The following is a 17,776-nucleotide window of genomic DNA, read 5'->3' as shown; positions in this document are numbered from 1 at the left end:
CCCCTACCCAGCCAGCGCACCCAGGGTCTCCCAGCTCTGACTGCGACGACCCTCTTCCACGTCGTGGATGAGTTCCACGAGTCGCCGCGTCAGCGGCGTGTCCACACACAGCTCTGCGCCTAGTTCCGCAATCGGCGCGATTTGCGCGTCGACTTCGGTCTTTCGTTTCCGGACAGCCAAGTCGCGCCACACGCCGCTGTGACTCTTCGCTGACCCACGGTTGAACGAGACCAGCCGGTCCAAGCTGGCATCAGCGTCCGCCTCACTCGCCTCGGGTCCAAAAGCGCCGGGATCAAAACCGTCGAAGGGTTCAGGCTTCACGCCACGCGCAGCCGCGACAGCCATCGCTTCCCTCGCCAACCCGATGATCCCTGGCCGGTGCGCAGCCGACTCCAAGACGTCTGCGATTGAAGCATCCGCCAAGGCGGTGGCAAAGAGCATGGAGCCGTACGCCAGTTTGCCCCACAGATAGCCCCAGATGTTCTCCGTGAGCACCGCATCCGGATCGAAGTCCTGAAAGAGCGCGTGCACTGCGGAGATTCGATCCGTGCGGACTCCGTCCAACTCGCCGACGACCACCGCGCCACGGTTTCCCCGCATGATCACGCCTGGCTCGAGAACGTCGGCACCGAAGTTCACGAAACACCCAACGGTCCGCTCCGGTCCGACGGCACCCGCGATCCCTCGCTCGTTGAGACCATTCTGAACTGAGACGACGAAGCCGTCCTCATGGAGCAATTGCCCAATCACATTGAGCGCAACGGACGTATGGTGCGCCTTTACACAGAGTAGGACTGTCTTGAACCCGGGGTCCAAGCGGAGCGGGTCCGTGCAGTAGGCCTCAACCGTGAACTCGTCGACCGGACCCGTGATCCTCAAGCCGTTCTCGCGGATCGCTGCGGCGTGAGCCGCATCGGTGTCGACCAAGACAACATCGTGTCCGGCACGAATGAGCCAAGCGCCAATGGAGCCGCCCATGGCTCCGGCTCCCCAAACGATGATTGGATCGAGATTCATGCCAGAAGATGAACCGGGCATGACAGGGTCGACACCCCCGCTTGCCACCCCGCTCGACCTGACAGAGTATCCGATACCCCACCCACGCTGCCGCACGAGAGCCAAGCGCTATGAACAGAAAGGACTTCCTGGTGTCATCCGCCGCCGCAGGAGCAGGTCTCGGTCTTACAGGCCTTCCTGCATCCGCAGAAGGGCTCTCCGCGGACCAAGTCGCCACGCGAAGGATCCTGATCGCTGGGGGCGGCTTCGGGACCAAGTTCATCGGGTACCTAGCCGAGCTAACCGGAAAGGAACGCCCCAAGCTCCTCTACTTGCCCACGGCGTCATCGAACCGTGACTCCAGTGTGATCCGATGGTACGAAAACTGTGCGCCACTGGACGTCGAGCCGTCAGCCCAGTCCATGTACATCAGTAGCTACAGCATGGACCGGAGCTGGGAGGACGTGATCCTCTCGGCAGACGGAATCGTGGTCTCAGGCGGCAACACCCTCAATCAGCAGGCGGTTTGGCGTGCCCAAGGCATCGACGAACTGCTCCGCGAAGCCTGGGATCGCGGGATCGTTCTTGGCGGTGCCAGCGCCGGCTCGTTGTGCTGGTTCGAAGAGGGCACGACCGACTCTCGCCCCATTGCGGTCTCCAAGATCAAGTGTCTTGGATTCCTGAAGGGTAGCCACTCCCCGCACTATGACTCTGAAGCCGTGCGGCGCCCAACGTACCATCGATTGATTCAATCTGGTGAACTCATGCCTGGCTACGCGTGCGACAACGACGCCGGGATCTTCTTCGTGGACAACGAAGTCCGCCGCGTCGTGAAGACGCGCGAGGAAGCGAGGAGCTTCTATGTGGAGATGCAGGACGGGCAGATCGTCGAAACCGAATTGCCCGGAGAGATGATCGGCTAGATCGCCCTACATCTTCCGATAGCCCGGCCCACTTCCACCCTCCCTAGGTGTCCAACGCGGCCCGAGGACGTCGGTCGCCTTGCAGTCGACGCAGTTCGGCGCATTCACGACGAGTTTGTCGCCATCCCGCTCATAGACGCCAGCCGGACAGAGATGCTCGAGCATCTCCGCAGTCTCCGCATCGACATCCTCCCCTACGAGAAGATGCGACGGAATATCGTCCCGGGTCTGATTCCCGGACTTGTAGACGGCATCGACCTTCGAAAAAGTCAACTTCCCGTCCGGGACCACCTTGTCGGCAGCAGCTCCGAGTCGCTTGGTGTCAGCAGCATCCTCTTCGATCGAGATCTTGCCACCGGGAAGCGCCCCTTTGGTCAGCGACATGAGCGTCGCCTTCACACCACCCGACAAGAAGCCGCCCTTGAAGGCGAGGCGCATGTTCCGGCGCTCTTTCAGGTCCTTCATGATCACACTCTGATCGACGGCAGTGGTGTATCCGGCCAGCGCCGCCTCGGACGTGTCACCCTTCTTTAGCGCCACGAAAATCTGCCGTGCGGCCATGATTCCCGAGTGCATCGCGTAGTGGATGCCCTTCAGCGAGGAGACCTCCACGTAGCCCGCGGCATCTCCGACGAGAATGACACCGTCGCCATGTCGTCGCTTCGGGACAGAGTAGTAACCGCCCTCTGGGATAGTCTTCGCGCCCCACTCCACCATCTCTCCGCCTTCGAGATACTGACGGAAGAGCGGATGGAGTTTCATGCGTTGGAGTTCGTTGTGGACATCGAACCTTCCATCGCGGTAGTCCAAGCCAACCACGAGTCCCACTGCGATCTCGGTGTCCGAGAGCGGATACATGAACGACCCACCGAACGCATCGCTCGGGAGCGGCCACGCCATGGTGTGTATGATCCGGTCGAGGGGTTTCTTGACCTCCCATACCTCCTTCACACCAAGCGCGAAGATCTGGGGATTTTCCGATGTCACCCCCTGCCAATCGAGCCAGGCCTGTGAGAGCGGACCACGTGTGCCTTCAGCCAGGACAGTGACCTGAGCTGTCAGATCCATGGCCGGCATCGCGTCCGCCCCCGACGGCTCGCCATTTCGATCGAGTCCGGCTGGGGTGGTCCGCACACCGATGACCTTGTCACCTTCCACGAGCAGCGAGTCCACCGGGAAGCCCGGGAAGACGTTGATGCCCAATCCCTCGGCCTTCTCACCCATCCAGCGCACGATCTCGCTGATCGAAGCGATGTAGTTGCCGTGATTCTTCATGGTCGGAGGCGTCGGGATCCTGAATGCCTTGGACTCGGTCATCACGTAAACCGACTCCTTGGTGACCGGCCTCCGGAGCGGGAAGTCCTCCATGGAGAGCTCTGGGAAGAGCTCCTTGAAGGCACTCGGGTTGACCACGGCACCTGAGAGGTTGTGCTCTCCCAGAGTGCCCGCCTTCTCGAGCACGCCGATCTCGATCTCTCCGAGGCTGCCGCCGTCCTCGTTGTCCTTCTGGACGAGCCGAGTCAGCTCGATGGCGCCGGCAAGACCCGCCGGTCCGCCGCCCACGAATACCACGTCCATTGGGACAGCTTCTTCGTCTGGCTGCTCCTCGACAATGAAACGATCCCGCGGAAGCGGCGGCTGATGGTTGGCAGGACGGACGGTCGTGCGGAGGACGCTGGTGCCCTCGGACATGCTGTGCTCCGTGAAAGCAGGATACCTGGCTAGCACCGGAAGATCGCAAATGCCCGTGCCACCGTGAAGGCAACAAATGCAGCTCAACAAAAAGGCGGATCAGCCCGCCATGGCCTGACCCGCCTGGTCCAGCGCCTGATGCCCGGAACTCTCGCGAAGACGGAGGTCGGTGAGCACACCGTATAGGAGAGGGCCTGACGGACCTGTCGCCAAGAAGCGGGGATACATCTACCGTTGGTGTTCGCTTGACCCTCCGAACAGACCAGGAGCATTCCATGAGCGATCGGGCTACGACGCTCGGTGAACTCAAGGCGCAGAACTACCAGACCCGGACGACCAAGGACGAAATGCGGTCGAACCTGGTCCGGAAGCTGCGCTCCGGCGAAGAACTCTTCCCTGGAATTCAGGGATACACAGACTCCGTCGTCCCTCAGATCGTGAACGCAGTACTCGCGCGACACGACTTCATCCTCCTCGGTCTGCGAGGCCAAGCGAAGAGTCGGATTCTGCGTCAGCTCGTCACGCTCCTAGACGAGGAAGTGCCAATCCTCGAAGGCAGCGAGGTGAACGATGATCCGCTCGCGCCTATCTCGAAGTATGGACGCCTACTCATTGAAGAACATGGGGACCGGACGCCCATCGAGTGGGTAGGACGCGACAACCGATACGTGGAGAAACTCGCCACTCCGGACGTGACCATTGCCGACATGATCGGCGACGTGGATCCCATTAAGGCGGCTCGCGGCGGACATATTCTGGGCGACGAGATGACGATCCACTACGGGCTCCTGCCTCGCGCCAACCGTGGTGTCTTCGCCATCAACGAACTTCCGGACCTCGCGGGCAAGATCCAGGTCGGCCTCTTCAACATCCTCCAGGAGGGGGACGTGCAGGTGAAGGGGTACCCCGTCCGTCTGGCGCTCGATGTCATGATGGTCTTCACCGCCAATCCGGAGGATTACACGGCCCGCGGAAAGATCATCACACCGCTGAAGGACCGGATCGGCGCCGAGGTGCGCACGCACTATCCGCAGGAACTCGAGACGGGCATCGCCATCACGCGGCAGGAAGCATGGTTGGCTCGCGCCGACTCCTGTGTCGAGATCCCGGACTTCCTCGAAGAGACGGTCGAACGGGTCGCCTTCCTGGCGCGCGACGACAAACGCATCGATCACCGAAGCGGAGTGAGTCAGCGCCTGCCCATCACTGTGATGGAGACCATCGTTTCGAATGCGGAGCGGCGGGCGCTGCGCCATGGTGAAGACGTGGCCGTCCCGCGCGTGTCCGACCTTTATGCTGCACTGCCGGCCATCACAGGGAAGTTGGAGCTCGAGTACGAGGGCGAGCTCCACGGCGCGGACAAGATCGCCCGAGAGCTCATTCAACAGGCGTCCTCACACACGTTCGATGTACGCGCGGGTGGCGCCGACGTAGACGACATCGTCGAATACTTCGAGACCGGTGGCGCATTGCAGATCGGAGAGGACTCGTCGGGCTCCGCGTGTGTCAAAGGGTTCGAAACCGTCCCAGGGCTTCTGCAGATGATCGAAAACGTCGGGCTCGCCCCGACAGCTGTGAGTGACGGAGTACGAGCCGCCGCGTGTGAACTCGTGCTAGAGGCACTCGTCGCCCAACGACGGATCAGCCGCAACAGCGGTGGATACGTTCGGGCTCCACACCGCTCGCCCGAGCCAGGGCCGGGCTATCAGGGGTTCGATCCGATGGGCGGCTTGGACCTGTAGCGATGGTCGACCACAATCCGATTGGGCCTGAAGAACAGAAGGCGCTTCAGGAGGCCGGTGAACAGATCAAACATGTGATGAAGGCCGCGAAGGTCGCCGCATTCAACGGATGGTCGATCGGCTTATTCGCCGGTGTCTCTTTGCTGTTTGGGCTCTTCAGCCTCACGAGCCTGATCATAGGCGTCGGACTCGCTGTGGTCGCTCGGAACGAGTTCAAGGGACGCACCGCTGTACGGGCACTCGACGTCGAGGGACTCGAACTCCTGTGGCGGAATCAGATCGGCTTCTTGGTGCTGATCGTCGGCTACTGCCTTTGGAGCATCTACAGCGTGACCGCCAGGCCCGACCCCCAGATGGCGGAGCTCACAGACCTACTCGGCTCGGATACCGGCCAGCTAGTTCAGGAGCTCACACAGTTGGTTTACGTCGCCGTAATCATTGGGACCCTGATCTTCCAAGGTCTGAACGCACGCTTCTACAAGGTCCGAATCCCGGCCTTGAAGATGTACCTCGACGACACGCCTGCTTGGATCGTAGACGTTCAGCGGGCAACCGCTCTAGACTAGGCGCCCACTCCCTCGGAAATCCCCGATTCGGACTGTGGCATGGACGACTCCCAGTGCGGCCTTTCACGGCGCACCTGTTCGAGTGCCTGATGCAGGTCGAACCAGAGGTCGTCCACAGCTTCGAGGCCTACAGACAGTCTCAGTAGATCCTCCGGCACCCCGGCTGCCTCGCGGCTCTCAGGGTCAACCACCCGATGCGTGAGCGCTGCCGGTGCTTGGATGAGGGTATCAACAGACCCCAGCGACACTGCGCGGGAGATCAAGTCGAGGGACTCCATCACCCTCTCGGACGCCTCTCGACCTCCACGAACGCGGAACGCGAGCAACGAGCCTGAGCCTTTTTGTTGTGTCCGGAGAAGTCGCTCCTCAGATCGGTCACCGTTCAAACCCGGGTAATGGACCTCGGTAACTTCCGGGTGCCCAGCCAGTCTCGCAGCGATGATGCCGGCGGACGTCTGCTGTGCAGCGACGCGGACCGGGAGAGTCTGAAGCCCCCGGTGGAGGAGATATCCTGCCAACGGATGCAGTACGCCGCCCGTGATCATGCGGGTCTGCCGAAGCGGCTTCGCCCAATCTTCCGAACTCGCTACCACACCACCCATCACGTCCCCATGACCGCCAAGGAATTTTGTGGCGCTGTGCACGACCAGATCTGCACCGAGTTCCAGCGGGCGCTGAAGGATCGGGGTGGCAAAAGTGTTGTCCACCGCCACCGCGATCCGATATCCGAAACGTTTCTCTGTCGCTCGCACCTGGGACACGACGCCTGCGATGTCTACCATGGCTAGCGTCGGGTTAGCCGGCGTCTCAAGGAGGACGAGGCACGTGTCCTCCCGCAGTGATTCGGCGACCTCGTCCGGCTCTGCCCACGTCACCTCGGTACCAAGTATTCCGGTAGCGAGAAGATGATCCGTGCCGCCGTAGATGGGCCGGATCGCCACGATGTGCCTACCTCTCGCCCACCCGTCGGGAGCGGCTTCAGAACCGGCCGCCAGCACCATCGCCGTGATCGCGGCCATGCCACTCGCGAAGGCCACCGCAGCTTCTGCGCTCTCTAGATCCGCGAGGGCGTTCTCGAAGCCGGCAACGGTCGGGTTCCGCAAACGCGCGTAAACCGGGTTGGGTGCTTCACCCGCCCCTTCGATCAGCGCGTCCATTGATTCGGCAACTGCCGACGACCTCTCGAAAGTGTACGTCGTTGAAAGGTCGATGAGAGGCACATGCGGCTGACCCTTCTCAAACGGCGACTCCGTTACAACCTGGCCGCGCGCGGCTCTCACCGCGCGAGTCTCGAGCCTCATATCAACCCTCCAATGTCAGCCAATGCCATCCGTAGCGCCCGATCGAAAGACCAGGACGATGGCATATGATTCCGTTATCGTGGAGTAATTATGTGCATTATGTTTAGAGATAGGTATTTGTCCGCATTTTATTCGGCCACAAGGCTCAGTCTCCATGGCAGACCGAATCGACAGACACATTCTGACCCTCCTCGCCGAAGATGCGCGGACCAGCAACAAAGAATTGGCCGGAGCCGTCGGGCTCTCACAATCCGCTTGCCTCGAGAGAGTGCGCAGGCTGTCCGACCGCGGAATTCTGATGGGGGCACATGCCGCGGTCGACCCAGCAGCCTTTGGGATCGGTGTACAGGCGTTCGTCTCCGTGCAGCTGAAGCGGCATACACGCGCAGCCGTCGCGCACTTTGAAGAGACCGCCATTCGGTTGCCCCAGGTAGTGGCGCTCTACCACCTGACTGGAAGGAACGACTACCTCGCACACGCAGTGGCACAGGACATGGACCATCTGAGAGACTTCACGCTGGATGCAATCACCAGCCTCCCTGAGGTCGCGCGCGTCGAGACATCCCTACTCTTTCGTGCGACAAAGAAGGCGGTCTGGCCTGACCTCTCCGAAGAGGCCTAGCGCGGCCCCGCGGGAAGTATCACTTCCCGCCGTCCACCTGTAGCACCGCACCAGTGATCCAGCTGGCGTACTCGGACGACAGGAACAGCACCGAGTGGGCAATATCCGCCGGCGTGCCCAAACGCCTCAAGGCGACCTCTGAAATGAGATCTTCCTGGCCGGCCTGACCGTACGAGTCCCACTGACGCTCCGTGGTCGGATTCGACCGAACGAAGCCGGGCGCAATATTGTTCACGGTGATGCCCCACGGCCCGAGTTCGTGCGCGAGCTGCCGGGTCAATCCAATCTGTCCGGCCTTGGCAGACGCATAGGCCTGGATGCCTGTCTTACTCACCCCCAGGCCTGCACCGCTGGAAATGTTCACGATGCGTCCGCGACCGGCTTCCTTCATGTGTGGCGCGACCGCCTGTGACGTCCAAAACGAAGCGGTTTGATTGACCGCCAGAATCGCCTGCCATTCCTCGGTAGTGACCTGCTCCAGCGGCTGACCGACCTGCCCGAGCACGCCCCCGGCATTATTCACCAGCACGTCGATACGCCCGGTCATGCTCGCCGCGGCACCGACCCACTCCCCAACCGCCTTCCGGTCGCTGACATCGACCACAGCACCGTGGCAGTTGTCCCCCACCAGATTGACGGTCTGCGTCAGTCCGTCGGCCTCTAGGTCACACACGAAGACCGTGGCGCCGCGTGACCCAAAGGCCCCAGCAATCGCGCGACCGAAGCCATGCGCGGCACCTGTAACAAGAACTGTCTGCCCAGCGAATCCGATCTCCATTACCAGTTCCCCTCAATCACTTGTCGAGTTTCGGCTACCGCAACGGACCAGACGCGCTGAAGGTCCTCCTCCGGCCTCGTGTAGTAGCCGCCGAACGAACCATCACCGAGCCGTTCACGGAGCTGTGAAGCCGAGAGGCCCTCACGGTCGGACAGGTCGACGGCCGCCTTGTGTCCGGTAGGTGGTTCAACCCCCTCAACCTGCGTCCACGCGAAGCCCTCCATCCAGGACGCATGCGACGCCTCAGAGTCGATGGCACGCACGGAAGCCATCGTGTCTGCCGCGGCCCACCAGTCGTGCCAACGCAGCGACACGTGGGGACGTTCCCCAGCCCATTCGTCCACCGCGGGTCTGCCGTCCCGGTTTCCGCCATGGCCATTCACTACAACGATTCGGCGAAAGCCGTGATGCTCCAGACTATTCAGAATCTCTCGAAGCACGCGCCCATACGTATCCGGGGTCAGAGTGACCGTGCCGGGATACCCCATGAAATACGGCGTCAGCCCGTAGGCCACAGCCGGAAATACCGGCACGCCCGTGGGTTCGGCCGCGTCGACTGCGACGGTCTCAGAAAGAATCGCGTCCACAGCAAGACTCAGATACGCGTGCTGTTCGACACTACCAAGGGGCAGTACGCAGCGGTCATCCGACTCGAGGTACTTTTCGACCTGCATCCAAGTCATGTCGGCGATCTTCATGCCAGCTCCATCTCCAGTTGCCTAAGCACCTTCCGCTGCGCGACGGGGACCGCGAGGCCATCAATCTGACCCGGCCGTACCCACGAATATCCGTCCCGTAGAACGGGCGCTCGCACCGAAACAACCCAGGGTTTATACCTAGCGTGAATATGTGAGAAACGGTGCCCAACAGTCTGTAGGCCACGACCGGGCCCAACCGGTTCAGCACCGAGCGTTGCAGCCACCTCGGCGGTTAGTGCGTCGAGGTCCCCGAGGTCTTCCGGTGCGTCCACAAGTAACCGTTCAGGGAACGCCCACATGCCCGCCAACAGGCCCTCATCCGGCCTTTGTGTCAGTAGCACGGCACCATCCGCCTCCAGGACGGCGAGCAAGAAGGACGCCGGTTTCGCCCGAGCCTTTCGGGCCGGAGCAGGACGGAATGCTTGGGTCCCAGCGGTATTGGCCGCGCACCATTTCGCCATTGGGCACTCCGCACACTTCGGTGCTCGTGGCGTACAAATCGTCGCCCCAAGTTCCATGAGTGACTGATTCCAATCGCCGGGACGCTCTACATGCACGAGGGCGGTCGCTTTCTCCCGAAGCCAGGCTGCCGTCGGCAGTTCCTCGTCGTACCATCGAGCCAACACACGCCGAACATTCCCATCTACAGCCGGGACGGGTTCCTGAAACGCTATACTCGCAACAGCCCCGGCGGTGTACTCCCCGACCCCGGGAAGCCTCAACAACGCACCGTACGAGCGCGGAAACTCGCCACCTCGGGCGCGGACCACCTGCGCTGCCGCGTGTAGGTTGCGGGCCCGGCGATAATACCCGAGACCTTCCCATTCCTTCAGGACCTCGTCTGTATCGGCAACGGCCAACGTCTCAACATCCGGGAACCGCCGGAGCCACGGGTCGTAGTATCTAAGCACCGTGTCGACCCGCGTTTGCTGGAGCATGACCTCCGAGACGAGGATTCGGTAAGGATCGGTCTCCCCCCTCCATGGGAGATCACGCTGAACCCGATCATAGTGAGCGAGCAGCGCCGAGCAGGCTTCTAATTTCATGGCGAGAAGCTACGGCCGGGCGTAGTGTGGAGGCCACTCGCAAACCAGCAATCATGCGCTTCACGACCTATTCCAAATACAAGGGCAAATGGCTCGATGCCTTGAACATCGAGTCGCTGCTCGAAAACCTGTCCGACTTCTTGATGGACGGGGGATTCGCGGGCGGCCCAAACTATCACCCCTATTGGGGCTGGTCGGGCGACGAGGACAAGAGTTCGACAGATGCGCTCAAGAACGCGCTCCTCAAAGCCCTCGTAGAGGGCGGACAGCTCACGCCCGAGATGATCGACGAGCTACGCGGTGAGGGCCAAGGCGACGAGGCGATCCAGAAGCAGGTCGCTGAACTCCTGGACGACCTGGTGCAGAGGATGGTCGAAGAGGGGTACATCAATTTGGAAACCGGGAGTCCCCAGATCCCCGGCTCGACCTACGACGTCACCGGGCAGGGCAACATCGACGAGGCCAAACAGGCCGCCCAACAGGTGCAATTCAACCTGACCGGGAAAGGAATGGACTTCCTGGGATATCGAGCTCTCAAAAGCCTACTCTCAGCCATCGGAAAGGCGAGCGCCGGATCCCACGACACGCCACACCTCTCGACAGGTATCGAGGCAGAGGCCGCTTCGAAGCCCTACGAGTTCGGGGACTCAATGAACCTCGACATTCCCGCGACCCTCAAGAACGCCATTGAGCGGGAAGGACTGAACGTCCCGTTGAACCTCAACTACGGTGACTTGATGGTGCACCAGGCCGAGTACAGGTCCTCGTGCGCCACGGTGCTGATGCTCGACATCTCCCACTCCATGGTGCTGTACGGTGAAGACCGGTTCGCGCCCGCCAAGCGCGTGGCCCTCGCGATGTCACATATGATCCGAACCCAATTCCCGGGCGATTCGCTCCGAGTGGTCACTTTCGGGGACACGGCACAGGAGATTCCGCTGTCTCAACTCGGGACGGCTCAGGTTGGCCCGTTCCACACGAACACTGCGGAAGGACTCAAGATCGCGCGGCGGATCTTGGGCTCACAAAAGAAGGACATGAAACAGATCATCATGATCACAGACGGGAAGCCGAGCGCCATGACGCTCCCGGACGGGCGGGTCTACACCAACTCGGGTGGCCTGGACCCCAACATCCTGGCACAGACGTTTCAGGAAGTGGCAGCGTGCCGGAAATCCGGCATCCTGATCAACACTTTCATGCTGGCAAGTGACCCCTATTTGGTGGAGTTCGTACAGAAGGTCTCGGAAATCGCTCGCGGGAAGGCGTATTTCACCAACACCATGACACTAGGTCAGCACATCATGATGGACTTCATGAAGAACAAGCGCCGGAGGATGTCGTGAGGCGTCCGATCACGTGGAGCACATGCGTGCTCGCCCTCGTCATCGCGGCATGTGGTGAAGGCGATGTGGAGGCAGCCGATGCCGAAACGGTCGTGGACGAAACCGCCTACCAGTTCCGACTCGATAGCCAGCGCAGTGACCTCGGCGACTTTCAGGTCACGGAGGAGGATGACGCCGTTCGGATCCTGACGGGACCCGCGGGCATCGCATATCACACCGCCGATTCAGTGAACAGCGGCAACTTCCGAATCGATGCAACGTTCACTCAATACGGGGCGCCCCTCGGGTACCGTGAAGCCTACGGCGTCTTCGTAGGCGGGCGTGAGCTCGACGGACCCGAGTTGGAATACACGTACTTTCTCGTGCGCCCCACCGGTGACTACCTCATAAAGCGCAGGGTCGGAGAAATCACCGAGACCATCGTGGACTGGACACCGCACGACGGGGTCATGCAGGTCTTGGCAGAGGGCGACGAGCCCGAGAACACGATGACCATCGAGGCCGCCGACGGGCAGATCAACTTCATCATCAATAGCCAGTTGGCGCATTCGATGATCGTGTCCGAGGCTCGGCCGCACGGGATCGCGGGGCTACGAGCGAATCACCGGCTCGACATCCGAATCACCGGCTGGAGCGTGACCGGCAACTAGTCGGCCGCGGCTCCCAGCCGGATCTTCTCGAGTAGAGGCAGTGCGCGCCGCCTACTCATCAGATCCAAGAAGACGACTTCCGCCAAGAGTCCAACGACCGCGATCGTGACGCCCATACGTGCACCGTTCGGCCCCATAGGGCCGAGCAGAATCGCGCCAGCTGCGAGTACCACGACGACCCGAAGCACGGCACCCCGACCAACCAGCCCCGTGCAGCCGGCACGTACGAACAGTCCTTGATGATACTGGCGGTGCCCGTACAAGACCGGGTAGAGCGCCACCACAGGGAACGCGAGGCCTGCTGGCTCCAGTAGAGACGGATCCAACCGAAAGCCCGTCCATAAGATCCACTCACGGATCGCCGGAACGGAGAGGACCACGAGTAGGACCGTCACCCCCACGGCCAGCCCCGCTGCATATCTCCGGACCTTGTTATGAGCGGCCTGACAATCCACCAATGCTAGTGAAGCGTGTTGGAGCTGACCTACCGGAGCGGTCAGGAACCACGCCACCGCCTCGACTACCGTGAACGCCGCAATCGAGCAGTCGGGCTCAGGCGTGCGCGCGAGAAACGAGGTGATGATCAACGGTGTGCTCCACCACAACATCACGTTCAGCATGAGCGGCGTGGAGAACGACAATAGTCGATCTTCTCCCTTCGACTCTGTGGCTGTCTTCTCTGGAACCTCAGGAAGCGGGGCATGAGCGAACGCGACGATCCCCGCTTCGAACACGATTCCAGCGGTAAAGGCTAAACCACCCAGCCACGCACCTGCCTGGGTCGTAGTCAGAGCGAACGCGACAACGGCCAGGACCGCAGTCCGAACACCGGTCGCTGTCGCGATGGGGTGGGTTCGATGTCCAGCGACGAGGCGCCCCTGATGCAACGCTCGAACCCCGGTCAGGAAAGGGACCGGCCACAACACGGTCATAGCCGAGATCGCTTCGTCTAGAATCCCATCTCGGACGCCGACGACACCCTCTAGGATCAGCTCCCCAAGAGGCGTGAAGGCCACCGCCGCGGCCACACCGGACATGATGACGCCCATCCCGTAGGCGAAGCGTTTCACCGGCCGAATATCCCCTCCTTCGAGGAGCCGCGCGGCCGTGACTTGCTGGACAACCAGCAGCGGTGCGTACAACACTCCTATTAGGGCAAACGCCACGCCGTAGCCTGCCAGAGAAGCCGCAGGGTCCGAGGTGCGCGCCAAGGCGGCCGCCACCAATGGGTTCGTCGCGGTCAGCAGAAAGCTGGTCGCGATGAGAGGCGCGTAGAATTTGGCAAAGAAGCCCGCGCTCATCGGGTCCTTTTGCTCCGTCATGTTCAGGAGGCTTCCTCCGCGCGCATTTGCTCCTTAACGAAGGCGAGTTCTCCCGACGCCCATTCTCCCTCCGGCGTACCCGCTGCTTCTTCAGCGATACGAGCAAGCATGGGCGCGGCCCTTTGCGGAAGGTTCAGTTTCGTGCGGTAGAGTTCGACGAGCTCCTTCCGCGTGAGCATGGTAAGACCCACGCGCATCGTCGACTCACGGAGCGCTCGATTGAACCAGCGAGCTGAATCCTCAAAACGCTCCAATTTGTCACGATAGATACGAGCGATCCGAAGGTACGGTGTCGGATCCAACGCATCCTCTTCCAGGATGATCAACTCATAAGCCGACACCGCGTCTTCATACTCCCCACGCATGCCGAGGGACTCCGCGTAGGAGTACTCCTTCTTTCTCGGCGTGGAGTTCCCGGAGGGCGCATAGATCACCTGACCGGCTTTGGCGGCCCGATACACGATGGTCAGGGTGGAGAGCGTCATCGTCAGCCCAAACACCACGATGCAGACTGGGACGATCCATAGACCGAAGCCGAACTTGACCGCCAAGAAGTACCCGAGCGCCCCGCCCAAGATCGCTCCGGGTATGGAGGCTAGAATCGCCTTTAAACGGACGTCTGTATCCTGGGCGTCGACGTCACGGAGGGCGCCCTTCTTCCGTTGGATCTCGGAGAACTTCCGGCGTGGGTGCTGGTCACCATCACCGGACTTCGAATGGAACTGCGGACCGTACTGACCGGGACCTGAACCTGCTGGCGTGCTCAGAGAGCTGACCTAGTCCTGGTCTTCCAACTCCCGGTCAATCTCTTTCGATCGCTTCCGCATCCACATTCCGGCCCCGGCTACCATGCTAAGCGGAAGTAGGGACATGAACGCGGTCGTGGCCAGGAAGGCCTGGCGATTCTCGTCCTTGGCGTCGAAACACACTGCGCAGGCTTCCGCTGCGTCGGGAACGACAGCCAGCAGAACTAGGGCGATAACAGGGATCCAGGCACGGTTCATAGGTAGACCTTCAGGTAAAGGACCGGCCACACCAGTACTACAAAGTACCAGAAGGTCGCAACAGTGCCGAGTTGAGCCGCCGTCAGGCGTCCTTCCTTTAACTCGTATGTCGCCCATCCCATTCCGAGGAGCGCTGCAACCGCATGCAGAGCATGCGCACCCACGATCAGATAGAAAAAACTACCGTACACACTCGACGTGAGGGTCAGTCCCTCACTGAGCAACGCAATCCACTCCGTGCCCTGCGAATAGACGAAGAAGCCTCCGAGCAGCATCGCGATCACGAGCGGCATCATCGCACGCGTAGAGGACTTTCGGTATGCGAACTGCGTCAGGAGCAACACGACACCGCTCAAGATAAGGGCCGCGGTATTGACGGCGGTCTGTTCAACGGGAAGACGCGGCTGTCCGTATGGAGGCCACATCTGCCCGGCAGTCTGGGACCGCACGATGGCGTGTGCCGAAATCATACCCGCAAAGAGCATGATCTCTGTGAACACGAACACCAGCATTCCCAATACACCATCCGCGATCATCTCGGGACGCTTAACTGGGTCGGGACGCTGCTCGACTGGAAGTGTGGCTGCCTGCGTGGACATCTAGGACCTACTCACCACCGGGGTTGAACAATTTCACATACTCGACCATCGCGTCGAGCTGCTCGTCGTCATAAAGCGCGCCCCATGGCGCCATGAGCGCGGAGGCCCCCACCGCAACGCCACCGTCACGAATGGCGGTCTTGATGCTCGCGTCATCACGGGTCGACCAGAAAGTCGGGTCCGTAAAGTTTGCCGGCGATGGATCGAGCAGCACACCTGCCGCACCGTCACCGGAACCGGTTGCACCATGGCAGGATGCGCAGATCATCGCGTACGAGCCCGCAGCGTTGAAGCCAGCGGTAACAACCTCGGCAGCCGGCTCCTCTTCCTCATGTTCTTCTTCCGCGTCGTGTTCACCGCCGGGAATACCCCGCGCGACGGCAGCTTTGGCAGCCAGATTCTCCCAGTTGTCCCCTTCGTGGTTGTACACGTCAGGTGCCACACCGGCCACGAAGAGCGCCATGACCACCAGCGAGGCCATGAGCACCCACTTCATGATTTTCTTCTCCCAACGGAGATGCATGAAGTTCTGGATGACGAGATTCGCCTTCACGAACGCGATACCGAACGCCGTGATGAGTGTGATCAGGGTGATACCCGTGATCTCGCCAATGAACGGACCCAGGACGCTAATCGCGAAGAGGATCAGCAAGATCACATAGATCTTTGCGTAGTTGACGTGGTGGCCCCCATCGTGCTGGCCGTCGTCACCTTGGTTCTGGTTTTCTTCAGACATATCGGCCCCCTACTTCGCGATGTAGAGAAGTGGGAACAGGAAGATCCAGACCACATCGACGAAGTGCCAATAGATCCCGATCAACTCGACTCGTTGCAGCTCTTTTCCACGAAATGCATCCCACGCCACGAAGCCCATGATGATCGCACCCGCGATCACGTGGAGCGCGTGCAGGCCCGCAGCCGTGTAGTAAAACGACCAAAAGTTGTTCGCCGTGATCGTGTAGCCGTGAGAGATCTCGGTGTACCACTCGAACGACTTGATGGCCAGGAAGGTCAGCGCCCCCCCGATCGTCAGGACGAGCAGCCCAGCTGCCTTCTTACCGTCGCCTTTCTCCGCGGCTTGGTGCGCAAGCACCGCCGTAAAGCTGGACGTAAGCAGCACGAAGGTGTTGGTAGCCCCGATCCATGTGTTCGTGTGCATCGCGGCGTCTGCCCACTCGGGATGTCCTAATCTCATCATGAGATAGGCACCGAGCAGACCACCAAAAATCACGACTTCTGAGGCGAGTAGCCACCAGACAGCCAAACGACCTGTCGGAACGCCTGTCGCGCTACGGGTAGTTGCGATGGGTTTCATCAGGATGGTTCGTTCTGGGGCCAGTAATCCTCTTCACGATCCGGATGCGCGTACTCGTACGGGCCCCGGTACACATTCGGCATCTCATCGACTGGCCAGTTGCCGTGCGGCGGTGGCGATTCGGTGGTCCACTCCAATGTGTTGGACTGCCATGGGTTCCTACCCGCCGCTTTTCCGTTCATCCAACTCTTGATGCAGTTGAAGAAGAAGACCAGCTGGAAGGTGAGCATGACCAACAGAGCGTAGGTCGCGATCTCACGGAGGTTGTACATCTCCGCAGACGCGAGCTCTGGGAAGTGCTGATAGTTGTAGATGCGACGGTGCTGGCCACCCATCCCGAGCACGAAAAGCGGGATGAAGATGAAGTTGAACGGAATGACCGTACCCCAGAAGTGAATCTTGCCCAGGGTATCGTTCATCATCTTCCCGAACATCTTCGGGAACCAATACGTGAAGGCGCAGAACGATCCGATAATCGCGATCGGGAAGAACGTGTAGTGGAAGTGCGCCAGAACGAAATAGGTGTCGTGGAAGTAGATATCCGCGCCGCTGGCACCGAGGAAGATTCCCGTCACGCCTCCAATGAGGAACTCGGCCATGAAGGCGAGCGCCCAGAGCATCGGGGTAGTCAACCTGATCGAACCTCCGTACAACGTCGCGATCATCACGAAGAGCATCTCTGCGATCGGCACGGAAATCAGAAGCGTGGTGATCGTGAAGACGTTCGCCATGCGCGGGTCGATGCCGGCGATGAACTGATGGTGGGCCCAGACAAAGAAGCTCAGTACACCCGTCGCGACGGCTGTGTACAGAACCAGCTTGTATCCGAAGATCTTCTTCCGGGCGAAGGTCGCCATGACCTCGACCGTGATGCCGATTGCCGGAAGGAGCACGACATACACTTCCGGGTGACCGAAGAACCAGAAGAGATGCTGCCAGAGGATCGGGTCACCGCCCCGGGCCGGATCGTAGAACCCAGTCCCCAGCGTCTGGTCGAACAGTAGCATCACTGCACCGGCAAGAAGCGGCCCCACCGACAGCATGAAGAGGATGCTCGCGATGACGATCATCCAGACCACAATGGGAATGTCATACCACTTCATGCCCGGCGCACGGCTGTTCATGGTGGTCGTGATGAAGTTGATTCCGCCTAAGAGGAAGGCCACAAATTCAAGT

The 17,776-nt window shown here is 60.8% G+C and carries 20 protein-coding genes; 6 read left to right on the top strand and 14 right to left on the bottom strand.

Translation table 11 applies throughout. The annotated features are described in order from the left end of the window. Window positions 1-3: 3 nt before the first annotated feature. Window positions 4-1,017, bottom strand: coding sequence for a 2-dehydropantoate 2-reductase (locus P8L30_15210; GenBank protein ID MDG2241553.1), 1,014 nt, complete (start codon window positions 1,015-1,017; stop codon window positions 4-6). Between the two features lie 110 nt (window positions 1,018-1,127). Between P8L30_15210 and P8L30_15205 the strand changes: the two genes are divergently transcribed. Continuing rightward, entirely contained in the window at window positions 1,128-1,919 is a 792-nt protein-coding gene (locus tag P8L30_15205; GenBank protein MDG2241552.1) for a peptidase E, read from the top strand. Window positions 1,920-1,925: 6 nt separating this feature from the next. Here the strand turns inward: P8L30_15205 and P8L30_15200 are convergent, their stop codons facing one another. Both P8L30_15200 and P8L30_15195 read right to left on the bottom strand, forming a co-directional pair. Further along, entirely contained in the window at window positions 1,926-3,611 is a 1,686-nt protein-coding gene (locus P8L30_15200; GenBank protein MDG2241551.1) for an electron-transfer flavoprotein:ubiquinone oxidoreductase, read from the bottom strand. Window positions 3,612-3,710: 99 nt separating this feature from the next. Next, window positions 3,711-3,839, bottom strand: coding sequence for a hypothetical protein (locus P8L30_15195; protein ID MDG2241550.1), 129 nt, complete (start codon window positions 3,837-3,839; stop codon window positions 3,711-3,713). A gap of 47 nt (window positions 3,840-3,886) precedes the next feature. Between P8L30_15195 and P8L30_15190 the strand changes: the two genes are divergently transcribed. Next, window positions 3,887-5,353 (top strand): hypothetical protein, encoded by a 1,467-nt coding sequence (locus P8L30_15190; protein ID MDG2241549.1) that lies wholly within the window; start codon window positions 3,887-3,889, stop codon window positions 5,351-5,353. Between the two features lie 2 nt (window positions 5,354-5,355). Further along, complete coding sequence (locus P8L30_15185; protein ID MDG2241548.1) at window positions 5,356-5,919, top strand: hypothetical protein; 564 nt, start codon at window positions 5,356-5,358, stop codon at window positions 5,917-5,919. On the opposite strand, the gene P8L30_15180 is transcribed toward P8L30_15185, so the two are convergent. Beyond that, window positions 5,916-7,220, bottom strand: a complete 1,305-nt coding sequence (locus P8L30_15180; protein MDG2241547.1) for an aminotransferase class I/II-fold pyridoxal phosphate-dependent enzyme — start codon at window positions 7,218-7,220, stop codon at window positions 5,916-5,918. The two genes, P8L30_15185 and P8L30_15180, sit on opposite strands and share 4 nt — an antisense overlap. 154 nt (window positions 7,221-7,374) lie before the next feature. Here P8L30_15180 and P8L30_15175 point away from each other — a divergent pair, with 154 nt between their 5' ends. Continuing rightward, window positions 7,375-7,842, top strand: a complete 468-nt coding sequence (locus tag P8L30_15175; protein ID MDG2241546.1) for an Lrp/AsnC family transcriptional regulator — start codon at window positions 7,375-7,377, stop codon at window positions 7,840-7,842. A 19-nt stretch (window positions 7,843-7,861) separates the two neighbouring features. On the opposite strand, the gene P8L30_15170 is transcribed toward P8L30_15175, so the two are convergent. Genes P8L30_15170 through mutY form a run of 3 tightly spaced genes read right to left on the bottom strand, consistent with a single transcriptional unit; the run spans window position 7,862 to window position 10,364 of the window. Then, entirely contained in the window at window positions 7,862-8,620 is a 759-nt protein-coding gene (locus tag P8L30_15170; protein MDG2241545.1) for an SDR family NAD(P)-dependent oxidoreductase, read from the bottom strand. After that, on the bottom strand, window positions 8,620-9,318 hold the full coding sequence (locus P8L30_15165; GenBank protein ID MDG2241544.1) for a creatininase family protein: 699 nt from the start codon (window positions 9,316-9,318) through the stop codon (window positions 8,620-8,622). The genes P8L30_15170 and P8L30_15165 overlap by 1 nt, the downstream gene beginning before the upstream one ends. Then, window positions 9,315-10,364 carry an A/G-specific adenine glycosylase gene (gene mutY / locus P8L30_15160; protein MDG2241543.1) on the bottom strand — a complete coding sequence of 350 codons (1,050 nt, stop codon included), beginning with the start codon at window positions 10,362-10,364 and terminating at the stop codon, window positions 9,315-9,317. The genes P8L30_15165 and mutY overlap by 4 nt, the downstream gene beginning before the upstream one ends. Window positions 10,365-10,417: 53 nt before the next feature. On the opposite strand from mutY, the gene P8L30_15155 reads away from it, so the two are divergent. Both P8L30_15155 and P8L30_15150 read left to right on the top strand, forming a co-directional pair. Then, entirely contained in the window at window positions 10,418-11,710 is a 1,293-nt protein-coding gene (locus tag P8L30_15155) for a VWA domain-containing protein (GenBank protein ID MDG2241542.1), read from the top strand. Continuing rightward, window positions 11,707-12,360: a hypothetical protein gene (locus P8L30_15150; protein ID MDG2241541.1), complete on the top strand. Its 654-nt coding sequence runs from the start codon at window positions 11,707-11,709 to the stop codon at window positions 12,358-12,360. The genes P8L30_15155 and P8L30_15150 overlap by 4 nt, the downstream gene beginning before the upstream one ends. On the opposite strand, the gene P8L30_15145 is transcribed toward P8L30_15150, so the two are convergent. The 7 genes from P8L30_15145 to P8L30_15115 all read right to left on the bottom strand — a co-directional run. Beyond that, the gene (locus tag P8L30_15145; protein ID MDG2241540.1) at window positions 12,357-13,682 is read right to left on the bottom strand and encodes a hypothetical protein; all 1,326 of its coding nucleotides are present in this window, start codon (window positions 13,680-13,682) and stop codon (window positions 12,357-12,359) included. The genes P8L30_15150 and P8L30_15145 overlap by 4 nt on opposite strands. A gap of 2 nt (window positions 13,683-13,684) precedes the next feature. Continuing rightward, window positions 13,685-14,257: a hypothetical protein gene (locus P8L30_15140; protein ID MDG2241539.1), complete on the bottom strand. Its 573-nt coding sequence runs from the start codon at window positions 14,255-14,257 to the stop codon at window positions 13,685-13,687. A 201-nt stretch (window positions 14,258-14,458) separates the two neighbouring features. Further along, on the bottom strand, window positions 14,459-14,686 hold the full coding sequence (locus P8L30_15135; protein ID MDG2241538.1) for a hypothetical protein: 228 nt from the start codon (window positions 14,684-14,686) through the stop codon (window positions 14,459-14,461). Beyond that, window positions 14,683-15,285: a cytochrome c oxidase subunit 3 gene (locus P8L30_15130; GenBank protein MDG2241537.1), complete on the bottom strand. Its 603-nt coding sequence runs from the start codon at window positions 15,283-15,285 to the stop codon at window positions 14,683-14,685. Before P8L30_15130 ends, P8L30_15135 begins: the two co-directional genes overlap by 4 nt. A 7-nt stretch (window positions 15,286-15,292) precedes the next feature. Continuing rightward, entirely contained in the window at window positions 15,293-16,021 is a 729-nt protein-coding gene (locus P8L30_15125) for a c-type cytochrome (GenBank protein MDG2241536.1), read from the bottom strand. 9 nt (window positions 16,022-16,030) lie between these two features. Then, on the bottom strand, window positions 16,031-16,600 hold the full coding sequence (locus tag P8L30_15120; protein MDG2241535.1) for a cytochrome c oxidase subunit 3: 570 nt from the start codon (window positions 16,598-16,600) through the stop codon (window positions 16,031-16,033). Next, window positions 16,600-17,776: cbb3-type cytochrome c oxidase subunit I (locus tag P8L30_15115; GenBank protein ID MDG2241534.1), on the bottom strand; the 1,177-nt coding region annotated here is incomplete at its 5' end. The genes P8L30_15120 and P8L30_15115, both read right to left, overlap by 1 nt.

It is taken from the genome of Longimicrobiales bacterium (assembly GCA_029245345.1).
Classification (GTDB): domain Bacteria; phylum Gemmatimonadota; class Gemmatimonadetes; order Longimicrobiales; family Gaopeijiaceae; genus CALFPJ01.
This window is presented reverse-complemented; position numbering and strand designations above follow the sequence as displayed.

What these genes read in the sequence shown, in the direction of transcription:
- P8L30_15190 (MDG2241549.1), top strand. Translation starts at nt 3,887, where the DNA reads ATGAGCGATCGGGCTACGACGCTCGGTGAACTCAAGGCGCAGAACTAC.
- P8L30_15155 (MDG2241542.1), top strand. Translation starts at nt 10,418, where the DNA reads ATGCGCTTCACGACCTATTCCAAATACAAGGGCAAATGGCTCGATGCC.
- P8L30_15205 (MDG2241552.1), top strand. Translation starts at nt 1,128, where the DNA reads ATGAACAGAAAGGACTTCCTGGTGTCATCCGCCGCCGCAGGAGCAGGT.
- P8L30_15175 (MDG2241546.1), top strand. Translation starts at nt 7,375, where the DNA reads ATGGCAGACCGAATCGACAGACACATTCTGACCCTCCTCGCCGAAGAT.
- P8L30_15170 (MDG2241545.1), bottom strand. Translation starts at nt 8,620, where the DNA reads ATGGAGATCGGATTCGCTGGGCAGACAGTTCTTGTTACAGGTGCCGCG.
- P8L30_15135 (MDG2241538.1), bottom strand. Translation starts at nt 14,686, where the DNA reads ATGAACCGTGCCTGGATCCCTGTTATCGCCCTAGTTCTGCTGGCTGTC.
- P8L30_15195 (MDG2241550.1), bottom strand. Translation starts at nt 3,839, where the DNA reads ATGTATCCCCGCTTCTTGGCGACAGGTCCGTCAGGCCCTCTCCTATAC.
- P8L30_15165 (MDG2241544.1), bottom strand. Translation starts at nt 9,318, where the DNA reads ATGAAGATCGCCGACATGACTTGGATGCAGGTCGAAAAGTACCTCGAG.
- P8L30_15145 (MDG2241540.1), bottom strand. Translation starts at nt 13,682, where the DNA reads ATGACGGAGCAAAAGGACCCGATGAGCGCGGGCTTCTTTGCCAAATTC.
- P8L30_15180 (MDG2241547.1), bottom strand. Translation starts at nt 7,220, where the DNA reads ATGAGGCTCGAGACTCGCGCGGTGAGAGCCGCGCGCGGCCAGGTTGTA.
- P8L30_15210 (MDG2241553.1), bottom strand. Translation starts at nt 1,017, where the DNA reads ATGAATCTCGATCCAATCATCGTTTGGGGAGCCGGAGCCATGGGCGGC.
- P8L30_15130 (MDG2241537.1), bottom strand. Translation starts at nt 15,285, where the DNA reads ATGTCCACGCAGGCAGCCACACTTCCAGTCGAGCAGCGTCCCGACCCA.
- P8L30_15185 (MDG2241548.1), top strand. Translation starts at nt 5,356, where the DNA reads ATGGTCGACCACAATCCGATTGGGCCTGAAGAACAGAAGGCGCTTCAG.
- P8L30_15200 (MDG2241551.1), bottom strand. Translation starts at nt 3,611, where the DNA reads ATGTCCGAGGGCACCAGCGTCCTCCGCACGACCGTCCGTCCTGCCAAC.
- P8L30_15120 (MDG2241535.1), bottom strand. Translation starts at nt 16,600, where the DNA reads ATGAAACCCATCGCAACTACCCGTAGCGCGACAGGCGTTCCGACAGGT.
- P8L30_15125 (MDG2241536.1), bottom strand. Translation starts at nt 16,021, where the DNA reads ATGTCTGAAGAAAACCAGAACCAAGGTGACGACGGCCAGCACGATGGG.
- mutY (MDG2241543.1), bottom strand. Translation starts at nt 10,364, where the DNA reads ATGAAATTAGAAGCCTGCTCGGCGCTGCTCGCTCACTATGATCGGGTT.